We start from the raw sequence: 20230 nt of genomic DNA on the forward strand, positions 1-20230 counted from the left end.
AAAGTTCAGAAGAACCCCGGAGCCATTGTGTGAAACCCAGGAAATTCCCCCGGCTGAATGCCGTTCTCGACCGATTTGGTGTCAGGCTGATTGACAAAGTCACGGAACGGGACGAGCGCTCCCGGCTGGAGGCGTTCGAAAGGGCAGGCGGGCTGACCCGTTCGGCTTATTCGTTGTCACCGGGAATGGCCGATTTCGACACCTCGCAGCTGGTAGCCGAATATGGTGAACATGCCGCCGCTTTGGCTGCATTGAAAGATCCGTCCCGCAATCAAACCGGGTATAGGATCGGCAACGGGTATTATGACAGCCCAGATGCGGATGCGTTGTATCTTATGGTCCGACGTTTCAAACCCAAGCGGGTGATTGAGGTTGGCTGCGGTAATTCAACGCGCGTGACACGGCAGGCTGTATTGGATGGCGGGCTGCAGACGCAAATCACCGCGATTGATCCTTATCCGCGCGCGGACATCGCGCATGTAGTCGATCAATTCGAACAGAAACGGTTGGAAGAGGTCGATCCAGCCCTCTTCGAACAGCTTGAAGCGGGTGACATCCTGTTCATCGATTCCAGCCATGTTGTCCGGATGAGCAATGATGTCGCGCATCTGTTCTGTCGCATCATACCGGCCTTAAAACCAGGCGTTGTGATCCATGTGCACGATGTTTTTCTACCCTACGAATACCCCAAACGGTTCTTCTATGACTGCCCGGGATGGGGCGAGCAATATATGTTGCATGCATTGTTGCAATCTAGTGCATATTCAATGCTTTGGCCTGGATACTTCTTGCAACAGGATCGCCAGGATGCGGTCGAGGCACTGCCGTTTTTGAAAGATGGGCGCGCGCAAAGTATCTGGGTTCAGGTCAAATAAATCTGAGACCAAATTGATCCGGCGCAGCGAAACGCCCGTACCCCTTTCCATAACAAACTGGATAGGAGATCTCAAATATGTTTCGCCGTACTTTCCTGAGCGCCGCCGCCGCAATCGCACTTACCTTGCCGGTTCAAGCGAAGGCCGCCGATATCGTGGATACCGCCGTATCTGCCGGATCATTCACCACACTGGTCGCAGCGGTTCAAGCGGCGGGTCTGGTCGATACGCTGAAAGGGGACGGTCCGTTCACGGTTTTTGCCCCCACGGATGAGGCCTTTGCCGCACTGCCCGAAGGGACGGTGGAAACGCTGCTACTGCCCGAGAACAAAGACCAACTGGTCGCAATCCTGACTTACCATGTGGTTCCGGCCAAAGTCATGTCTGGGGACATCGCTGGCAAGCGCACCAAAGTTCTGACCGTGCAGGGTGATCGCCTGAGTGTGAATGGTAAAAACGGCGTCAAAGTGAATGGCGCCAAGGTTGTGCAGGCCGATATCGAGGCCAGCAATGGCGTGATCCACGTCGTCGATGCGGTGATCCTGCCGGAATAATTGGCAACCACCGTGATCAAGCAAAAACCCCGGCCGTTATGGCCGGGGCATTCTGTCAGACCAATCTGACCTTGGTGCCAACCTGAACCAGCGGATATAACTCTTCAACATGCTGATTATAAAGGCCAATACATCCAGAAGAACTTTGGCGTCCAATCTTGCGTGTATCGTGCGTGCCGTGCACCAGATATGCTGGCCAGCCCAGATACATCGCCCGCGTACCCAGCGGATTTCCGGACTCGCCACCTTCAATTCGGATGGGCAGGTTCGGGTCGCGCTCGCGCATTGAGGCGGTCGGGGTCCAGCTTGGGTTTTCGCGCTTGCGTACTACTTCGGTATAACCACGCCTTGTGAGTTCTTCGCTCATAGGGACTGAGCTGGGGTACAGTTTGTACGTCCCGTCAGCCCCCCAATAGTGTACAGCGCGGCTTGTGATATCTGCCAGCAGGCAGCCGACACCTAACTGATCGAAGTGATCCTGCCAATTTTGGTGCGAGAATGAGGAGACATTCCGCCGCACAGCTAGCTGTGTGCTGATCGCCTCTTCGTCGAGTGGGAAAGCATCGGCGCTGCTTTGTGCGCGCACCAGTGCAGGTGTCATCAACAGAGACGCTGCACCTAACAATGCAGAGCGACGGGTCATGCGTGGATCTGACAAATTGGCCTCCGGTTCAGGAACTGCTCGCGCGAAACTGCGTGTAACTTATGTTTTTCTGATCAGATTTCCTAGGGAGTGTTGAGTGAATTTATTGTGAAGCGAACATCACAAGCGAAACTTGGCCGTGTATTGAAAAAGCCCGGCCTGTGGTGGCCGGGCTCTGTGGATCCACAGCTTTCGTTTGGATCAGTCCATGGCTTTGAAGTTGAACTCGCCGCCTTCTTTGATGCCTGAAGGCCAACGCGCGGTGACCGTTTTTGTGCGTGTATAGAATTTGAAGCTATCCGCACCATGCTGGTTCAGGTCACCGAACATGGATTTCTTCCAACCGCCAAAGGTGTGATAGGCCAACGGAACCGGGATCGGAACGTTGATACCGACCATGCCGATATTGATCCGGCTGGCAAAGTCACGCGCGGTATCTCCATCGCGGGTGAAGATAGCCGTGCCATTGCCGTATTCGTGGTCCATAGCCAAGCCAATCGCTTCTTCGTACGATCCTGCGCGGACGGTCGACAAAACCGGACCAAAGATCTCTTGCTTATAGATGTCCATGTCGGGCGTCACGTGGTCAAACAGGTGAGGGCCGACGAAGAAGCCGTCTTCATAGCCCTGCAGGCTAAAGTCGCGATTATCGACAACCAGTTTGGCACCCTGTTCAACGCCCGAGCTGATCAGTCCCAAAATGCGCTCTTTGGCAGCACCGGTCACGACCGGTCCCATGTCAACATCATCGCCGGCAGTATAGGGGCCGACCTTCAGTTTCTCGATACGCGGAATAAGCTTTTCGATCAGCGCGTCGGCGGTATCCTCTCCGACCGGGACGGCAACCGATACGGCCATGCAGCGTTCGCCAGCCGCGCCGAAACCGGCGCCAACCAGGGCATCTGCTGCCTGGTCAAGATCGGCGTCGGGCATGACGATCATGTGGTTCTTGGCGCCGCCGAAACACTGCGCGCGTTTGCCGTTGGCCGTGGCGCGCGAATAGATGTACTGCGCGATAGGGGTCGAGCCCACAAAGGAAACGCCCTGAATGATCTCGCTGTCCAACAGGGTGTCCACGGCCTCTTTGTCGCCATTGACCACTTGGAACACACCTTTGGGCAAACCTGCCTCAACGAAAAGTTCCGCCAGCATCAAAGGTACTGAAGGATCGCGCTCGGACGGTTTCAGAACAACAGCGTTGCCACAGGCCAGGGCAGGGCCCACATGCCACAGAGGCATCATGGCTGGGAAGTTGAACGGCATGATCGAGGCCACAACCCCTAAAGGCTGGCGCATAGAATACATGTCGATGCCTGGGCCCGCACTGTCGGTGAATTCGCCTTTCAACATCTGCGGAGCACCGATGCAGTATTCGATCACTTCTAGACCGCGCTGCAGATCGCCTTTCGCGTCAGGGATCGTCTTGCCGTGCTCGCGGCTCAGCGCTTCGGCCAGCTTGTCCATGTCGCGGTTCATCAGGTGAACCATCGCCATCATCACGCGCCCGCGTTTTTGCGGGTTCGTTGCACCCCAGGCCGGTTGTGCGGCTGCGGCGCTAGCAATGGCTGCTGTGGTCTCGGCACCACTTGCCATCGGGCATTTGTACTGTACCTCGCCGGTAGCGGGGTTGAACACGTCATCATATCGGCCGGACGTGCCGGCGACATTCTCACCGTTGATGAAATGGGACAGTTCGTTCATTGCGAATTCCTCCGAAGGTCTGCGCGCAGAATAGGCTTGCATAAATGGCTTGAACAGAGGCAATGTCCCAAAGGTGTTTTGCAAAATTGCAAAGGTGAAGCGTGACACCTAATTGGGATGATATGAGGGTCTTTCTGGCCGTAGCCCGCGAAGAAAGCCTTTCGGCGGCGGGACGATTACTTCGGATTGACCCGGCTACGGTCGGACGCCGTGTAGCGCGGTTGGAAGCGTCTCTGGATGCGCCGCTGTTCACCAAATCGCAGCAGGGATATGTGCTGACCTCAGCTGGTGAGCGTTTGATGGACCACGGTCTAAAAGCCGAAGAGGCGATGCGAGCTGCAGCAGGCGCCATGGCAGAACCATCTGAGAGGTTGAGCGGGCAAATCCGGATCGGCGCACCGGACGGGTGTGCGAACTACTTGTTGCCGCAGGTGTGTGGCAAGATCTGTGACGCCAATCCCAATCTGGACATACAAATTCTGGCCTTGCCGCGCGTCATCAACCTTTCACGCCGTGAAGCCGATATGGCCGTGACCGTCAGCGCACCGACCGCTGGAAAACTGCTTGTACAGAAAATTACCGATTACAAACTTCATCTTGTCGCAACGCAGGAATACCTTGCCGATCACCCTGCGGTTCATTCCATCAGCACGTTAGGGGGGCATCGTATGATCGGATACATACCTGATATGATATTCGACCGCGAACTGGACTATCTGGTCGATCTGGGTGTTGACCGTGTCGCGCTGGCCTCGAATTCGGTCTCTGTCCAACTGCGGCAGGTTTCGCAGGGATCAGGGATCTGCATTGCGCATGATTTCACACTGCCATTTCACCCGAAGTTGAAGAAAATATTGGTTGATCAAGTGAGTTTGACACGCAGTTTTCATCTGGTTCGACATCAAGGTGACCAACGAAACGAGCGGCTGAATCGGTTCGCGCAGGCCCTGTCCCAAGGGATTCGCGATGAAGTTGAGCGGCTTGAGGCTGAAGCTTCACCTTGACAGGCTATTTCATTCCGGCAACGCTTTGGAAAACACGATGTTATTTCGGAGGTTACGTCAATGCTTGTTCAGGCCATTCTGAAATCCAAAGCCACCGGAGGCGTGGTGACAGTTGCTCCTTCGCGCACAGTTTCAGAGGTTGCAGGAATCCTTGCGGAAAAGCGCATCGGAACGGTGGTTGTATCAGAAGACGGCGGCAAGACCGCATCAGGCATCTTATCAGAGCGTGATATTGTGCGCGAACTGGCCGCAAGCGGCAGCGGATGCCTATCAAAACCCGTAAGCGCGTATATGACCCGCGAGCTGGTGACAGCGACGCAACAGGATACTGTCCAGGATATAATGTCGCGGATGACCGAAGGGCGCTTTCGCCATATGCCGGTTGTTGAGGACGGTAACCTCGTTGGCATTGTTACCCTAGGCGACGTTGTCAAAGCACAGCTTTCCGAACTGGCAATGGAAAAAGACGCATTGGAAGGCATGATCATGGGCCATTAAGCCCATAGAAACGCGACGCAACTACTTGCACCCATAGCCAAGTTATGTTTGCTTGCGCAGAAATTTCGTTGCGCAGGAGGCGGCAATGAGGGTTGGATTGTATCCCGGAACATTTGATCCGATCACCCTGGGTCATATTGATATCATCCGTCGCGCGGCTGCTCTGGTTGACAAGCTCGTGATTGGGGTGGCGATCAATCGGGAAAAGGGGCCGTTATTTTCGTTGGAAGAACGGGTCGAGATGATCGAAGCCGAATGTTCCTTTCTTTCCGAACAGACCGGAACTGAAATTGTCGCCCATCCTTTTGAAAACCTGCTTATCAACTGTGCCCGCGACGTAGGTGCTCAGGTCATTGTCAGAGGCCTGCGTGCTGTTGCGGATTTCGAGTATGAGTTCCAGATGGTCGGTATGAACCGCGCATTGGACGACTCGATCGAGACGGTGTTCCTTATGGCTGAGGCCCGCCATCAGGCGATTGCTTCGAAACTGGTGAAAGAGATCGCGCGATTGAACGGGGACGTGTCGAATTTCGTCACGCCCCGCGTAAATGACGCGCTGCGTGCGCGCCTAGGATAGCGCGCCCATCGCGGCCGCCGTGTCCAGCATCCGGTTAGAAAAGCCCCATTCATTGTCGTACCAGGCCAGCACCCGGACCAACGTGCCGTCTGTCACCTTGGTTTCAGCCAAAGAGACGGTCGAACTGTGTGCGTCGTGATTGAAGTCGATCGACACTAGTGGGCGGTTTTCCGCAGCCAGGACACTGGGAATATTGGCCGCGGCATCAATGAACAACTGGTTGACCTCTTCTTCGGTTGTTGGGCGCGACACTTCGGCCACCAGATCCACAACCGAGACGTTCGGAGTGGGAACACGGATTGCCTGTCCAGTCAATTTACCTGCCAACTGGGGCAATACGAGACCTACGGCTGAGGCTGCCCCCGTAGTGGTGGGAATCATCGACAACGCAGCCGCGCGTGACAGATACGGGTCTTTTCCGGCGGTATCGTGAACTGGTTGGCTGGCTGTATAGGCATGAACGGTTGTCATGTTTCCGTGGACAATGCCCAAACCCTCGTCCAGCGCCGCAGCAACGGGCGACAAACAGTTGGTCGTGCAGGATGCGTTCGAAACGATCGTATCCTCGACGGTCAGCTCATGGTCATTTACCCCGAAGACGATGGTTTTGACCGCACCATCCCCACGGGCAGGAGCAGAAATCAAAACTTTTTTGGCCCCGTTGTCAAAATGGCGCGCCGCGGCTTCGCGCGTGCGGAACACGCCTGTGCATTCGAGAACAACGTCAATATCGGACCAATCGAGTTTCTCAGGCTCACGTTCGCTGGTTAGGCGGATCGGGCCTGCACCGACATCCAAACCGGCGTCGGTCAGGGAAACGGGCTTTGTATAACGTCCATGCACACTGTCGAATTCAAAGAGATGCGCGTTAATTTCGGGCTTGGCCAAATCGTTTATGGCCACGATCTGAACGTCGGTCCGCCCAGATTCCATCAAGGCCCGCAAAACACCGCGCCCGATCCGTCCAAATCCATTGATTGCCAACTTGAGTGTCATGGTCTGCTCCGTCTGGGTGTCTGTTATTGCAAAGTTAGCGCTAACAAAGCTAGATCAAGGAAAAAGTCAAGAAAAACCTCTGTCAGCGCCAGAAGGCGAGCCAGTCCAGGAAGGTGTAAAGTTTCTTTCCCAGGAAGATCAGGTTCTCAGAACCGAACATTGCGTAATCGACTAGCAGACAGCCAAGTATTAGAAGGCCAAGCCAGATAGCAATTTGATTGGTCATGTTGGCCCCGAATGAAAACACCCGCCCAGATAAACTGAGCGGGTGTAAAGGTACAACATTTCTACGGCGTTTTAGTTAAGCCGTCCCATGGCAACGGCGACGTCTGCCATACGGACCGAGAAGGCCCATTCGTTGTCATACCAAGCCAGAACACGAACCATGCGGTTGTTAACGACCCGTGTCTGGTCTGGTGCGAAAATCGAGCTTTCTTCGGTATGATTGAAATCGGTCGAGACCAGGGGCGCGGGCTCATAGCCCACGACGCGCTGCATTGATCCCCGTGATGCTTCACGAACGATGGCATTAACATCTTCGACAGTCACGTCACGCGCCGCATGGAAAGTCAGGTCGACAGCAGAAACGTTTGGTGTTGGTACACGGATAGCCGAGCCGTCCAAACGACCCTTCAGGTTCGGCAGAACTTCGCCCAGAGCTTTGGCTGCACCTGTTGAAGTTGGGATCATGGACATTGCCGCAGCGCGCGCGCGATACAGGTCACTATGACGGCGATCCAGTGTCGGCTGGTCGCCGGTATAGGCATGGATCGTAGTCATGATACCGTGTTCGATCCCGATACCTTCGTCCAGCACCTTGGCAAGCGGAGCAAGGCAGTTCGTGGTGCAAGAGCCATTCGAAACCATTCTATCTTCAGTAACCAGGCTGTTGTGGTTCACGCCATAGACAATGGTTTTATCAACATTCTTACCTGGCGCAGACAAAAGAACCTTCTGAGCACCGCGTTCCAGATGCGTTTTGGCTTTCAGGCCATCGTTGAATTTTCCGGTGCATTCCAGAACGACGTCACAACCTTCCCAATCAAGCTCGTTCATATCGTAAGTCGAGAACACCTCCATTGGGCCGCGGCCCAAATCCATGGTGTTGCCTTCGATCGAAACATCGCGGGGAAAGCGGCCGTGGATGCTGTCGTATTTCAGCAGGTGGGCGGTGGTTTCCAATGGGCCGGTCGCGTTGACCTTAATCACTTCGATGTCGTTGCGGGCCGATGCCGCAATATGCGACAGGGTGCAGCGGCCGATACGGCCAAATCCATTGATGCCGACCTTGATGGTCATCTGACGTCTCCAAAAATGCGCTTGCTCTGCGGGGCATATAGCGGCACAGACGCTTTCTCAAAAGGGCAAAAGTGACATATTCTTAACGTGTTAGCGCAAACCTTCGCCGGTTGCGCTAACGCTTGCGCTAGCCGTCGGATCGGGTAGGGTCCCCTGGCGACAGGTGAGATGAGAGGAAACACGCATGAGTGGTTTGTTGGCACTGTTGGATGATGTTGCTGGCATAGCGAAGGTTGCTGCGGCGTCGGTGGACGATGTGGTCGCTGCCGCCGGCAAGGCCGGGGCCAAGACTGCGGGCGTGATCATCGACGATGCAGCAGTTACTCCGAAATATGTGCAGGGCTTTGCCCCGGCGCGGGAATTGCCGATCATCTGGCGCATTGCGCGCGGCTCGATTTTCAACAAGATTATCCTGCTGTTGCCAGTCGCCTTGTTGCTGGCCAATTTTGCACCCTGGTTGATAACGCCCTTGTTGATGCTTGGCGGGTCCTATTTGTGCTTCGAAGGGGCAGAAAAGATATTTCACCTGCTTTTCCCTCATGGCAGCCACGTTATAGACGAAGATATGAAGGTCAAAGACCCGGGCCATCTGGAAGAGCAGAAGGTCAAGGGGGCGATCAAAACCGATTTCATCTTGTCCGCCGAGATCATGACAATCGCCCTTGCCGCCATCGAAGCACCGAATATCTGGATGCAGGCGGCAACGCTGGCCGTTGTTGGACTAGGTGTGACCCTGGCCGTTTATGGCTCGGTCGCCTTGATCGTGAAGATGGACGATGTGGGCCTTTTCCTGGCGCGGAACGCACCAACGCCGATCGGGCGCGGATTGGGGCGTGGATTGGTTAAGGCGATGCCGGTTGTCATGAAAGTGCTGTCGATTGTCGGCACAGCTGCGATGCTGTGGGTTGGCGGCTCGATCATCATTCACGGGCTTGAGGTTCTGGGTTTTGGCTGGTTGGGACATCAGATCCATGACATGGCCTATGCAGCCGGGCATGCGGTTTCGGCGCAATGGGAAGGTGCCGTGGAGTGGATTTCCAAAGCCACGATGGATGGCATTTTCGGACTGGCCTGGGGGTTCGTGCTGATCCCGATTGCAACCAAAGTGGTCGCGCCGATTTTGTCTCGGAAATCTGAAACGCATTAGTCAGAAAACGAAAAGGGCGGCGCATGGCCGCCCTTCGCTTGATGTTTGGAATTGGGAATTACAGCTCCAGCAATTCCTTGACCTTTGCAACTGTGGCCTCGGCAGTGATGCCGAAATGTTTGTACAGTTCATCAGCGGGGGCAGACGCGCCAAAGCCTGACATGCCGATGAAGCCTGCCTTGGCGTCACGGCCGCGTTCCCCCAGCAGCCAGCGGTCCCAGCCTCCGGCGCGGACGGCGGCCTCGATGCCGACACGGACGGCTCCACCGGGCAGAACCCGCTTGCGATGCGCTTCATCCTGCTCGGCGAACAGTTCCATGCATGGCATCGACACGACGCGCGTGCCAATGCCCTCGGCCTCGAGCATCGCCTTGGCTTCCATCGCCAGCGACACTTCCGAACCGGTTGCGATCAGGATTGCCTGACGCTTGCCTTCGGCTTCGGCTAGAACATAGCCGCCTTGTGCAGTCAGGTTTTTGGTTTTGTGATCCTTGCGTACGGTCGGCACGCCCTGGCGGGTCAGAGACAAGACCGAAGGGCTGTCCTTGAAGGTCAGCGCCAGTTCCCAGGATTCCGCTGTTTCAACGGCATCCGCCGGGCGGAACACATAGGTATTCGGTGTCGCGCGTGAGATTGCCAGATGCTCGACCGGCTGGTGGGTCGGGCCGTCTTCGCCCAGACCGATCGAGTCATGGGTCATCACAAAGACCGTGGGTATCTTCATCAGCGCTGCAAGCCGCATCGAGGGCCGCGCATAGTCGGTGAACGCCATGAAGGTACCGCCATAGGGACGGATGCCGCCATGCAGCGCCATACCGTTCATCGCGGCGGCCATGCCGTGTTCGCGGATACCGTAATGGATGTACCGACCCTTGCGGTTTTCCGGCAGGAACACGCCCATATCGGCCGATTTCGTGTTGTTCGAACCGGTCAAGTCAGCAGACCCGCCAATAGTTTCCGGCATGATCGGATTGACCACGTTCAGAACTTTTTCGGACGAGGCACGGGTGGCCAACTTGGGCTGATCTTCCGACATCTGCTTTTTGAACGAGCGGATGGCACCGGCCAGTTTTTTGGGTGCCTCGAACGCATAAGAGCGGTTGAACTCGGCCTGTTTGCGTTCAGAGATTTGCCCGAAACGCTCCTCCCACGCAGACCGCTCGGCCGCGCCGCGGGAACCGATTGCTTCCCAGGCGGTTTTGACATTTGGCGGAATTTCGAAGGCGCCATGCGGGGCGGCATAGGCCTCTTTGGCCGCTTTCAGCTGTTCCTGATCGGTCAGGGCGCCGTGGCCTTTCGAGGTATCCTGCGCGGCGTGACCCAAAGCAATATGGCTTTCACAGGCGATCATGGTCGGCTTGTTTGACGATTTCGCCTTGGTGATGGCCTCGTCGATGGCCTGCGGATCATGACCATCAATCTCGATGACCTGCCAGCCCGAGGCGGCAAAACGTTTCACCTGATCGGTCCGGTCAGCGATGTCGACCGTGCCGTCGATGGTGATGTTGTTGTTGTCCCAGAACACGATCAGCTTACCCAGCTCGTGACGGCCGGCCAGCGTGATGGCCTCTTGGCTAACGCCTTCCATAAGGCAGCCGTCGCCCGCGATGACATAGGTATAGTGATCTACGATCTTCTTGCCGTAATGAGCGCGCTGAATTTCCTCGGCCATGGCAAAACCAACGGCGTTCGAGATCCCCTGACCCAGCGGGCCGGTTGTTGTTTCGATCCCGTTGACAAGGAAGTTCTCGGGGTGACCTGCAGTTTTTGCGCCCAGCTGACGGAAATTCTTGATCTGTTCCAGCGTAACGTCAGCGTTCCCAGTGAGATACAACAGCGAATAGATCAGCATCGAGCCGTGACCGGCGGACAGGATGAACCGGTCGCGGTCGGGCCAGCTTGGGGCCGAGGCGTCGAATTTCAGGTGCTTTTCGAACAGTACGGTCGCGACATCGGCCATGCCCATTGGCATACCGGAATGGCCGGAATTGGCGGCGGCGACGGCGTCGAGGGTCAATGTGCGGATGGCCGCAGCTTTGTCCCAGTGTTCGGGGTTGGCATTGCGCAGCGCAGTCAGGTCCACGGGTGTTGTTCCTTTGGATTACAGGCAGATGGCCGCTCAATACCATTCAGCCCTCAAAGTGCAAGTAGAACTGGGTGCTGCAGGGTTTTGCTGGATCAAGAATGTGACCCAAGTCGTTGAAAGCAAACAGTGGGTATTTTCGATGCCATTGGGTTAGACTAGGCCAAGACGCGAACAAGGTTGATTCGGATAACCTCGCGAAACAAAGGAACCTTGATAAAAAAGGTGGCAGGGGCATGAGCCAGATCGAAGAACTACAACGCCGTATTGTGGCCGCGATGGATCGGATTGGATCCGGCATTGCGACAATGGCGGAAGTTGGCGCAGGCAACAGTGGAGAAGATGACACTCTGCGTGTAGCTCTGGATGATGAGAGGGTTGCGAATGCTCAACTTGAAGAGCGTCTCAGATCATTAAAAGAAAGGCACGATTCCGAAGTCGATGCCATGCGCCTAGAAATCGAAGGCTTGCGCAATACGCCGTCTGATAGTCAGGAAAGAGCAGCGCTGCGCGAGCAACTCGAAGATGCCAGGGCACAGCTTACCTCGGTCGAAGCCGCACGGGCCGAGTTGGCAAGCGCAAAGGCAGCATTGGAAGATCAGGATGTTGTCGAAGAACTGAAAGCCGAAAATGCCCGTCTTCGTTCGGAATTGGCGGATAGTGAACGCGTGGCGGAACTCAGCGCTGAGTTAGAAATGCTGCGCGCCGAACGCAGTAGCCATGGCTCGGCGATGTCGCGTCTGGATGATGATCTGCAGCGCATGCGCAAAGCCAACGAACAACTACGAATGTCGGTCGAAGAGCTGCGCGCAGCTGCAGAAGACGGAATGACCGATGCGGATCTGTTGAATCGTGCCACAGCTGCCGAGCTTGAGGCAACGCGCGCAGCGCAGGCCACCGATGCGGCCGAAGCACATGCCGTGCTGGCCCGGTTGGAACCGTTGCTGTCTCAGGCGAAACTGGCCGAAGGAGAGGTGGAATAATGCCTGAATTGACCATTCAAATCGGGGGGCGCGGCTTTGAGGTTTCATGCCAGGAAGGCGAAGAGGTTTTCCTGCAAGCTGCTGCTAAATTGCTGGATGATGAAGCGCAGGTATTGTCGGATCAGATCGGTCGGATGCCTGAATCCCGGATGCTTTTGATGGCTGGATTGATGTTGGCAGACAAAGCCGCCGCCACGGGTGACAAGATCAACTCGCTGGAAAATAAGCTAGCGGAGGCCGAAGCCGAGCTTCGGAACCTGCGCAGCATGCCACAGCCCGAGCCGGAAAGAATTGAAGTTGCCGTGGTTCCACCTTCGGTCACCGACACCTTGGCAGAATTGGCTGCTCGGGCCGAGGCAATGGCGGCATTCATAGAAGAAAAGTCAACGAAATGATAAATATGCGTACTATTGCTATTGCAACTTTCATGTCTGTGTCAGCGCAGGTTTCCTGGGCTGGGATCGATATTCTGCCCGTCACATTTACTTGTGATAACGGCGTGCCTCTTGAGGTTGCCTATTTCAATGCCGAGGATGGATCCAGCGCGGCAGCCATGATGGTCGACAATAAGCTGGTGACTTTGCGCCAAGCTCAGAGCGGCTCTGGTATTCGCTATGAATCCGACGGAACAACTGGCACTTACATCCTGCGCTCCAAAGGCTGGGACGCCACGGTGAGCTTTCTGGCGACAGGTGCAGATGCCGCCAGCGAGCAGGTCTTATTGGGAAATTGCGTCAGCCGCTGATCAGGCGTTTGCTTCCCTGATTTTATCAGCGGCTTCCTTGTTGTAGCCGACACCGTTGTCATCAAACAAGGTGTCCAGCTCACCTGACAGGGTCATCTCGGTGATGATGTCGCATCCGCCTACGAACTCGCCTTTGACATAGAGTTGCGGAACGGTCGGCCAGTCAGAATAGTCCTTGATCCCCTGACGCAAGCCTTCGTCGGCCAGTACATTCACGTCAGCAAATTCTACGCCCATGTAGTTCAACACGCCTGCCACGCGCGAGGAGAATCCGCATTGCGGCATTTCCTTGGTGCCTTTCATATATAGCACCACATCATTGGCTTTGACGGTCTCGTCGATCTGGGTTTTCACGTCGGTCATGTTACTTTTCCTTGTCATCCGCATCCGGGGCGGTCGTTTCATCCTGTGATGGGGCGGCGACCCATCCTTCCTTTTCCAGCCGTCGGTGTTCGGCCTGCGCCAGGGCCAGCGGATTCAGCCCGTATCTCTCGATGCCGTCAACCTTGCTGATTTTGTTCGGGTTTGGACGCATGTCGACCAGTTTACGCTTTCTGTTTCGCTTCACATAGGCCTCGATCAGCGCGGCGGCAACTATCAAAGCCGCGATTGCTGATATCCAAGCCAGCCATGTACTCATTTTTTTGGAGCCATGGCTTTTGCGTATTGCTGCGGATATCGGGTCACCCTCGCCATAGCCGTGTATCCGCCGCCCGGGCCGCCCGTATGCACGCCATAAGTTATTAGTTGATCTCCTCGGCCGGGTTCGCTTCCGCGAGCTTTCTTATTGGTACCGGGTAAAGAAGTTGATTGAACAACCAATATGCACCCAACCAGCGTCACCAAAGAGCAAATCCCGTAAATCCAGAAAGTCGTGCTCACTCAGGCACTTTCGTCGTCAGCGCCAACGCGTGCAAGTCGCCATCCGGGCCGTCCATCTTACCTTTGAGGGCTGCATAGACTGCTCGTTGCTGTTGCACCCGGTTTTTGCCACGAAAGCTCTCATCCACAACCATGGCCGACATATGTACGCCGTCGCTGCCGCCGACCTGAATGTCCGCATCGGGAAACGCGTCGCGCAGCAGGTTCTCAATCTCGTGGGCGCTCATCGGCATGTAGGTTTCTCCTGAAAGTCTTTCCCAAGATGTAGTGCGCCGGGGCGGGGCGCGCAAGGGTCAGATAAACGCCCCGAAATGACAAAAACCTGCACTTGTCAAAGTGCAGGTTTTCAGAAGCGCAGGCCCCAAAATCAGGCGACGGCTTCGGCGAAGCTGTTGCGGAAAGTGGCAGTCAGTTCATCAAGCAAGGCCTCAGAAGAGCCGATGCGGACGCTGTCGCCCGTGAACCGCCCGACCGATACCAGTGGAACGCCAGCCTGACCTGCGGCAATCATCAGGGCTTCGGCCTGGTCAAAGTTGCAGGCGACCAGATAACGGGCCTGATCCTCGCCAAACAGGAATTCGGTCGAGGCGTCGTCAAGCGTGATGCCGACGCCGGTTGCCTCGGCCAGTTCGAAGGCCGCCAATGCCAGACCACCATCGCCAAGATCGGTGCAGGCTTTGATCATCTCTCGGTTTGCGCGGATGAACTCTCCGTTGCGCTTTTCGGCATCCAGATCGACATGCGGCGCGTCGCCATCTTCGCGGTTGAACACTTCGGCCAGAAGGGCGGATTGGCCCAGATGCCCCTGCGTATCGCCGATGACCAGAGCCACGTGGCCGTCGCGGACCTCATTACCTATGATCTCGTCCGTGTGCGCCAGAAGGCCGACCGCTCCGATTGTCGGGGTCGGCAGGATCGCTTGACCGTCGGTTTCGTTGTAAAGCGACACGTTGCCGGACACGATGGGCATATCCAACGCTGCGACGGCCTTACCAATGCCTTGGATCGCGCCGACGAACTGGCCCATGATCTCGGGCTTTTCTGGGTTGCCAAAATTCAGGTTGTCAGTGGTCGCCAGCGGCAATGCCCCGACGGCGGTCAGGTTGCGGTAGGCTTCGGCAACAGCTTGCTTGCCGCCTTCTACAGGGTTGGCTCGTACATAGCGTGGGGTCACGTCACTGGTGAAAGCAAGAACCTTGTCGGTGCCGTGTACACGAACCATGCCGGCGCCCAGACCAGGCGTACGCACGGAATCAGCCATAACCATGGTGTCATACTGCTCGTAAACCCATTGCTTGCCCGCATAGTTTGGCGAAGCGAGCAGGGCGCGCAGTCCGTCGATTGGGTCGATCTGAGGCACGTCGGCTAGGTCTTCTGCTTGCGGTGTAGGCTCCCACGGGCGATCATATTCGGGCGCGGTTGAGGAGAGTTTGGACAGAACCAGATCGGCTTTGACCTCACCATTATGCATGATTAGAAAGCGATCTTCGGCGACAGTTTCACCCACGATGGCGAAATCCAGATCCCATTTATCGAAAACGGCGCGAGCCTCGGCCTCAAGCTCGGGTTTGAGAACCATCAACATGCGTTCTTGGGATTCCGACAGCATCATCTCATAGGCTGTCATGTTCTCTTCGCGCTGGGGGACGTTTTCCAGATCAAGCCGAACGCCCAGACCGCCTTTGTCCCCCATCTCAACTGCGGAACAGGTCAGGCCCGCCGCGCCCATATCTTGGATCGAGATCACTGCGCCGGTTTGCATCAGCTCCAGCGTCGCTTCCATCAGGCGTTTTTCGGTGAACGGGTCGCCAACCTGAACGGTGGGGCGCTTTTCCTCGATCGTGTCGTCAAATTCGGCGCTGGCCATGGTGGCTCCGCCCACGCCGTCGCGTCCGGTCTTGGCTCCAAGATAGACAACCGGCATGCCGACGCCCGATGCGGCTGAGTAGAAAATCTTGTCACTGTCAGCCAGCCCGGCTGCGAAGGCATTCACAAGGCAGTTGCCATTATAGGCCGGGTGAAAGCGCACTTCGCCGCCAACGCAAGGCACGCCGAAACAGTTGCCATAGCCGCCGATACCTTCGACCACGCCATTGACCAGCTGACGGGTCTTGTGGTGGCCGGGTTCACCAAAAGACAGCGCGTTCATCGAGGCGATTGGGCGCGCACCCATGGTGAAAACGTCGCGCAGGATACCTCCAACACCGGTGGCCGCACCTTGATAGGGTTCGATGTAAGACGGATGGTTGTGGCTTTCCATCTTGAAGACCACGGCCTGACCATCGCCGATATCGACCACACCTGCATTTTCACCCGGTCCGCAGATCACCTGGGGTCCAGAGGTGGGCAGGGTGCGCAGCCATTTCTTAGAAGATTTGTAGGAACAATGCTCGTTCCACATGGCCGAGAAAATGCCCAACTCGGTAAAGGTTGGCTCGCGCCCGATAATCTCCAGGATCATCTCGTATTCTTCGGGTTTCAACCCGTGCGCGGCAATCAGATCCGGTGTGATGGCGGGCTCTTGCATCGTTTGTCCTGTATCCATGGTGGCCGAGATTGCGGGCCTTGTAGGGCAAGGGCGCGTCTGTGGGAAGGGCCAAGTCAGCGCAGGGTCGAATAACGTAACCGGCATATGCCAATTTCGAGCTTTTCTGCGCTTTGTGTACCCAGAAAAAGAAACGGAACCGCGCCAGTGGCCGGTTCCGTCTATAGTATTTCCTGCCAGACGGCCCAAAAGCCGCGTGGCATCTATATTTGGTCTTTAAGCTGGGGTTTCTCCCTTGTTGATCGAGTCCGCCGCAGCGGCCCCAACAGCCGCTTTTTGTTGTTCGGTAAGGTTCTCGGCCTCTTCCAGACCAGGAATTGCTACGCGAACTTCGCGGCGGGCAAAGTCGATGCCATTGGCATTGAACTCGGCCTTCACCCGGTTGAAGATTTCCTTGCGAAGCGTGAACTGCTTGCCCGGCTTGGCCATGAACTTGCCGCGGATGATCATGCCAACATCGTCAAAGTCGAACACACCTTGCGATTTAAAGGGCTGCAAGAAGCCTTCTTTGTGGGTTTCGTCCGCCATCATCTCGGCGCCGATCTTCTTGAAGATCTTCTTGACCTTGTTGGGATCAGTGTCAAACGGCACGGTGAACTTTAGCTTCATGATCACCCAGTCACGGCTGAAATTGGTCAGCTTTTGAATCTCGCCATAGGGGATCGTGTGAACGGGCCCACGGTGATGGCGGAGCTGCATCGAACGGATCGAGATTTTCTCGACGGTGCCCATGGTGCCGCCGACATCGACATATTCACCCACGCGAAACGCATCGTCGATAAGGAAGAAGACACCGCCGACGATATCTGCCACCAGCTTCTGAGCGCCGAAACCGATCGCAAGACCAAGGACACCAGCACCTGCCAGAAGTGGGGTGATGTTGATGCCCAGCGCGCCCAATGCGAGCAGGCCGAAGATGACCGCAATCGTGACTTGCGCCGTGATCCGCAGCAAGGGAAGAACCGTCGCCAGACGTGAACCGCCTGCGCCGCCACCCTCGCCACCGGCCTCTTCATCCAGCTCTTCTGCCGTTGTCTGTTCCTTGGCAAGACGACGGTTGATCCATAGTGAGACGACCTCGTTCAAGATGTATCCGACAGCGATGATCATCAGGAATTCGATTACCGTACCGCCAACGTCGGTTCCGATCCCGGCAGAGGCGACATGTCGAAGATCAAGCTGCCAGACCCGCGCGATCATAAAGACCACAAACAGGCCGGCCAGCACGCGACCAATCCGGATATAGCTGCGCTTGGCTGATTTATAGGCGCGTTCGGCCAATGGTCCGTCGCCCAACATTGGGGGTTGAAGATGGCGCACTAGGCCACGGATCAGCGTATCAAGCGCTGGTGCGATCAGCAGCCAGAACATCGTCGTGAAATGTGGCCCTTTGCCAAGCAGGGCAAGTGTTCTGGGATCACGCTGTGCGATCAGGAATTCGACCAGGAACCATATCACCACCGAAACGCCGATAGCGAAGTAGGGATAGTAATGAGCGACCTTTTCATCGAATTTGGTGTGGTCCGGATCCGTGCCCAACATCATCTGAGACAACCCTTCGCGCGCGGTCCAAGCGATGATCCCAATGTATATATGGATGCCAGCGTTCAGCCAGAAACCGATACGCGTATCGGCCGGGGTGATACCGTTAAGCAAGTTGAACCGTACGATAAAGAGCGTGAGGCCGATCAATAGAAGAAGGCCAATCAGGTTGCGATGCAGATATTTGGCCCAATGATCGTCTATGTTGACCAACCGGTAATGTGGCTTTTTGGGCGCCAGCACAAAGCGTGAGGCGGCTGCGCCCAGACGCGGAATCCAAATCAGGTAGAAAACGAATGGGGCGGCATAGGTAAGCTGTTCTGTCGTCAGCAAGCCCCGTCCAATCGCCCGGATAACAACATAGAACACAACAAGTCCTGCGATTTCCCGGCAGAATCGGCGGAACAAGTAACGTACCGCGCTCCAAAGATCGGCATCAGAATTCCCATCGGGCTCTTCGTGCCATTTGCGGGTGAGAAACCCAAACAATTTCTCAGCAGCGTATCCGGCCACCAGAACTGCTAGGATCAACCCAAACAGGCCAAACACCCCGGTAGATCCGAATTTCGCTGAGAAATTGCTGAACGCCTCAACCTGGGCGCCGACGATATTTGGCAATGTGGTCAAAACCTGCGTCCAAGAGGTAACCATCTCGGCCCAGATTTCACTGATTTCGGTAAGCGGATCTTCATGGTTTTCGTTTGCTGCCGCCTGCTTTTCTGCAACCGCATCGAGCCGTTCCAGCAAAATGGCGCGAACCTGATCGTCGGACATACGTGCCACCAAGCCATCAACCTGATCGGGCGTCAGGTCCTCTGGAATTGTGACCGTAGACGACGCGGCCCCACTGTCTTGTGCGTGTACTGGTACCGCAAGAAGAATGGCGGAAATCAACGCCAGTAATAGGCGGAGTGGATGGTGCATGAATTTTCCCTCGAACACGAATTTTTGATCTTTTACGGGATCATAGGCGCGGAGGTGGAAATTTCCCAGCAATTTTCGGCTGTTCGGTGTCACCGATTAAGTCAGGGCCAAAAAAAAGGCCGAGCACTAAGCTCGGCCGTAGTCCAACAGGGAGGTATGAAGATGATGAGCGTTACAGCATCACCGCCTTCGAGTGCTCATTTAGGCATCAGTTTGATAACGATCAAGGCGTTTCAGTGTGATAGTCCGTCATGTCCGCTATGACGTTGACGCATAGCTATAGTTTCCCCATTTTCTTCAGGTGTTTACGCTGCGCGATGATCTCGTCCTGCACAAAATCGCGGAAGGCTGCCACGCGTTTGGAATGGCGTAACTCTTCGGGGTAGGCGAGATAAACAGGAACGTCAGCCGTTTCGATGTCTGAAAGTACCGGCAGCAGATGCGGGAAATCATGCGTGACATAATCGGGCAGCAAGCCAATTCCCAGATTGTGCAGTACGCCCTGCAAGACACCGAAATAGTTGTTCACTGTCAGCAACGACGCCGGGTTATAGGTCATCAGATGCCGTACCATTGCCGCACTGGCCCCTACTTGGGGGGCTGAGGGGGTCTGACAGATAAGTCGATGGCTCGAGATTTCTTCGAGGGAGGCAGGTTGACCGCTTTCCTTTAGATATTCCGGGGTAGCATAAAGCAGCATCTGTACTGTCATCAGGCGCTTGCGCACCAGATCAGCCTGGCTAGGCTCTTTCATACGGATGGCGACATCGGCCTCGCGCATTGGCAGGTCAAGAACGCGTTCCTCAAGCATGAGGTCGATATTTAGGTCCGGGTATTGTTCATACAGCTTTGGCAACCTCGGAGCGAGCCATAGAGTCCCAAAGCCAAATGTGGTTGTGACCCGCAGCACACCAAAGACTTCTTCTTCGCTGTCTCGTATGCGCGCTGCTGCCGCGTCCAGTCGCTTGGACATTGCCGAGGTGGCGTCGAACAGCAGCTCACCCTGTTCGGTCAGAATCAGACCGCGGGCGTGACGATGGAACAACGTCGAATCAAGTGACTCTTCCAATGCCCGAATTTGTCTGCTGACTGCCGATTGAGATAGGTTCAGCTTATCGCCTGCATGTGTCAGGCTGCCCGCATCTGCAACCGCGTGAAATATCCTAAGCTTGTCCCAATCCATCGCCGCAACTTTCGTTATCCTGCCGAACGCCTATATGAAATAGGTGACA

At 55.8% G+C, this 20230-nt stretch carries 21 protein-coding genes; 9 read left to right on the plus strand and 12 right to left on the minus strand.

Annotated features, from left to right (window positions below):
• Positions 1 to 29 precede the first annotated feature (29 nt).
• Both AC2FH2_RS01780 and AC2FH2_RS01785 read left to right on the plus strand, forming a co-directional pair.
• A complete protein-coding gene (locus AC2FH2_RS01780) occupies positions 30 to 875 on the plus strand; it encodes a class I SAM-dependent methyltransferase (protein WP_496822666.1) in 846 nt (281 codons plus the stop codon).
• A 77-nt stretch (positions 876 to 952) separates the two neighbouring features.
• Positions 953 to 1429, plus strand: a complete 477-nt coding sequence (locus tag AC2FH2_RS01785) for a fasciclin domain-containing protein (protein WP_142634031.1) — start codon at positions 953 to 955, stop codon at positions 1427 to 1429.
• Between the two features lie 55 nt (positions 1430 to 1484).
• Here AC2FH2_RS01785 and AC2FH2_RS01790 read toward each other — a convergent pair whose 3' ends face one another.
• Together AC2FH2_RS01790 and AC2FH2_RS01795 are read right to left on the minus strand one after the other, a co-directional pair.
• Positions 1485 to 2072 (minus strand): L,D-transpeptidase, encoded by a 588-nt coding sequence (locus AC2FH2_RS01790; RefSeq protein ID WP_271946907.1) that lies wholly within the window; start codon positions 2070 to 2072, stop codon positions 1485 to 1487.
• Positions 2073 to 2273: 201 nt separating this feature from the next.
• The gene (locus AC2FH2_RS01795; RefSeq protein ID WP_496712563.1) at positions 2274 to 3773 is read right to left on the minus strand and encodes a CoA-acylating methylmalonate-semialdehyde dehydrogenase; all 1500 of its coding nucleotides are present in this window, start codon (positions 3771 to 3773) and stop codon (positions 2274 to 2276) included.
• Between the two features lie 101 nt (positions 3774 to 3874).
• Here AC2FH2_RS01795 and AC2FH2_RS01800 point away from each other — a divergent pair, with 101 nt between their 5' ends.
• From AC2FH2_RS01800 to coaD, 3 genes are all read left to right on the plus strand, one after another.
• Positions 3875 to 4777 carry a LysR family transcriptional regulator gene (locus tag AC2FH2_RS01800; RefSeq protein ID WP_281972156.1) on the plus strand — a complete coding sequence of 301 codons (903 nt, stop codon included), beginning with the start codon at positions 3875 to 3877 and terminating at the stop codon, positions 4775 to 4777.
• Positions 4778 to 4837: 60 nt separating this feature from the next.
• A complete protein-coding gene (locus AC2FH2_RS01805) occupies positions 4838 to 5275 on the plus strand; it encodes a CBS domain-containing protein (protein WP_142634023.1) in 438 nt (145 codons plus the stop codon).
• Positions 5276 to 5360: 85 nt separating this feature from the next.
• Positions 5361 to 5852 (plus strand): pantetheine-phosphate adenylyltransferase, encoded by a 492-nt coding sequence (coaD, locus tag AC2FH2_RS01810; protein WP_142634021.1) that lies wholly within the window; start codon positions 5361 to 5363, stop codon positions 5850 to 5852.
• Here coaD and gap (AC2FH2_RS01815) read toward each other — a convergent pair.
• The 3 genes from gap (AC2FH2_RS01815) to gap (AC2FH2_RS01825) all read right to left on the minus strand — a co-directional run bounded on the left by gap (AC2FH2_RS01815) (position 5844) and on the right by gap (AC2FH2_RS01825) (position 8147).
• Positions 5844 to 6848 carry a type I glyceraldehyde-3-phosphate dehydrogenase gene (gene gap / locus AC2FH2_RS01815; protein ID WP_496822667.1) on the minus strand — a complete coding sequence of 335 codons (1005 nt, stop codon included), beginning with the start codon at positions 6846 to 6848 and terminating at the stop codon, positions 5844 to 5846. The two genes, coaD and gap (AC2FH2_RS01815), sit on opposite strands and share 9 nt — an antisense overlap.
• Before the next feature lie 82 nt (positions 6849 to 6930).
• On the minus strand, positions 6931 to 7074 hold the full coding sequence (locus AC2FH2_RS01820; RefSeq protein WP_496693210.1) for a hypothetical protein: 144 nt from the start codon (positions 7072 to 7074) through the stop codon (positions 6931 to 6933).
• Positions 7075 to 7145: 71 nt separating this feature from the next.
• On the minus strand, positions 7146 to 8147 hold the full coding sequence (gene gap / locus AC2FH2_RS01825) for a type I glyceraldehyde-3-phosphate dehydrogenase (protein WP_142634017.1): 1002 nt from the start codon (positions 8145 to 8147) through the stop codon (positions 7146 to 7148).
• 184 nt (positions 8148 to 8331) lie between these two features.
• On the opposite strand from gap (AC2FH2_RS01825), the gene AC2FH2_RS01830 reads away from it, so the two are divergent.
• Positions 8332 to 9294: a DUF808 domain-containing protein gene (locus AC2FH2_RS01830; RefSeq protein WP_142634015.1), complete on the plus strand. Its 963-nt coding sequence runs from the start codon at positions 8332 to 8334 to the stop codon at positions 9292 to 9294.
• Between the two features lie 58 nt (positions 9295 to 9352).
• Here AC2FH2_RS01830 and tkt read toward each other — a convergent pair whose 3' ends face one another.
• Positions 9353 to 11377, minus strand: a complete 2025-nt coding sequence (tkt, locus tag AC2FH2_RS01835; protein ID WP_496822668.1) for a transketolase — start codon at positions 11375 to 11377, stop codon at positions 9353 to 9355.
• A gap of 236 nt (positions 11378 to 11613) precedes the next feature.
• Between tkt and AC2FH2_RS01840 the strand changes: the two genes are divergently transcribed.
• The 3 genes from AC2FH2_RS01840 to AC2FH2_RS01850 are packed head-to-tail and all read left to right on the plus strand — an operon-like array spanning position 11614 to position 13105.
• On the plus strand, positions 11614 to 12360 hold the full coding sequence (locus tag AC2FH2_RS01840; RefSeq protein ID WP_496822669.1) for a hypothetical protein: 747 nt from the start codon (positions 11614 to 11616) through the stop codon (positions 12358 to 12360).
• Positions 12360 to 12755, plus strand: a complete 396-nt coding sequence (locus AC2FH2_RS01845; RefSeq protein ID WP_281994664.1) for a cell division protein ZapA — start codon at positions 12360 to 12362, stop codon at positions 12753 to 12755. The genes AC2FH2_RS01840 and AC2FH2_RS01845 overlap by 1 nt, the downstream gene beginning before the upstream one ends.
• A 32-nt stretch (positions 12756 to 12787) precedes the next feature.
• Positions 12788 to 13105, plus strand: a complete 318-nt coding sequence (locus tag AC2FH2_RS01850; RefSeq protein WP_271946931.1) for an MliC family protein — start codon at positions 12788 to 12790, stop codon at positions 13103 to 13105.
• Here the strand turns inward: AC2FH2_RS01850 and grxD are convergent, their stop codons facing one another.
• The 6 genes from grxD to AC2FH2_RS01880 form a co-directional block, all read right to left on the minus strand.
• The gene (grxD, locus tag AC2FH2_RS01855; RefSeq protein WP_281972151.1) at positions 13106 to 13468 is read right to left on the minus strand and encodes a Grx4 family monothiol glutaredoxin; all 363 of its coding nucleotides are present in this window, start codon (positions 13466 to 13468) and stop codon (positions 13106 to 13108) included.
• 1 nt (position 13469) lies between these two features.
• Entirely contained in the window at positions 13470 to 13745 is a 276-nt protein-coding gene (locus AC2FH2_RS01860) for a hypothetical protein (protein ID WP_496822671.1), read from the minus strand.
• Positions 13746 to 13983: 238 nt separating this feature from the next.
• The gene (locus AC2FH2_RS01865; protein ID WP_142634001.1) at positions 13984 to 14220 is read right to left on the minus strand and encodes a BolA/IbaG family iron-sulfur metabolism protein; all 237 of its coding nucleotides are present in this window, start codon (positions 14218 to 14220) and stop codon (positions 13984 to 13986) included.
• 134 nt (positions 14221 to 14354) lie between these two features.
• On the minus strand, positions 14355 to 16514 hold the full coding sequence (gene purL, locus AC2FH2_RS01870) for a phosphoribosylformylglycinamidine synthase subunit PurL (protein ID WP_496700435.1): 2160 nt from the start codon (positions 16512 to 16514) through the stop codon (positions 14355 to 14357).
• 234 nt (positions 16515 to 16748) lie between these two features.
• A complete protein-coding gene (locus AC2FH2_RS01875; protein WP_496712550.1) occupies positions 16749 to 18998 on the minus strand; it encodes a mechanosensitive ion channel family protein in 2250 nt (749 codons plus the stop codon).
• Positions 18999 to 19275: 277 nt separating this feature from the next.
• Positions 19276 to 20181, minus strand: coding sequence for a LysR family transcriptional regulator (locus tag AC2FH2_RS01880; RefSeq protein ID WP_142633997.1), 906 nt, complete (start codon positions 20179 to 20181; stop codon positions 19276 to 19278).
• Positions 20182 to 20230: the final 49 nt, after the last annotated feature.

This window comes from Ruegeria sp. YTSA105, assembly GCF_059610225.1.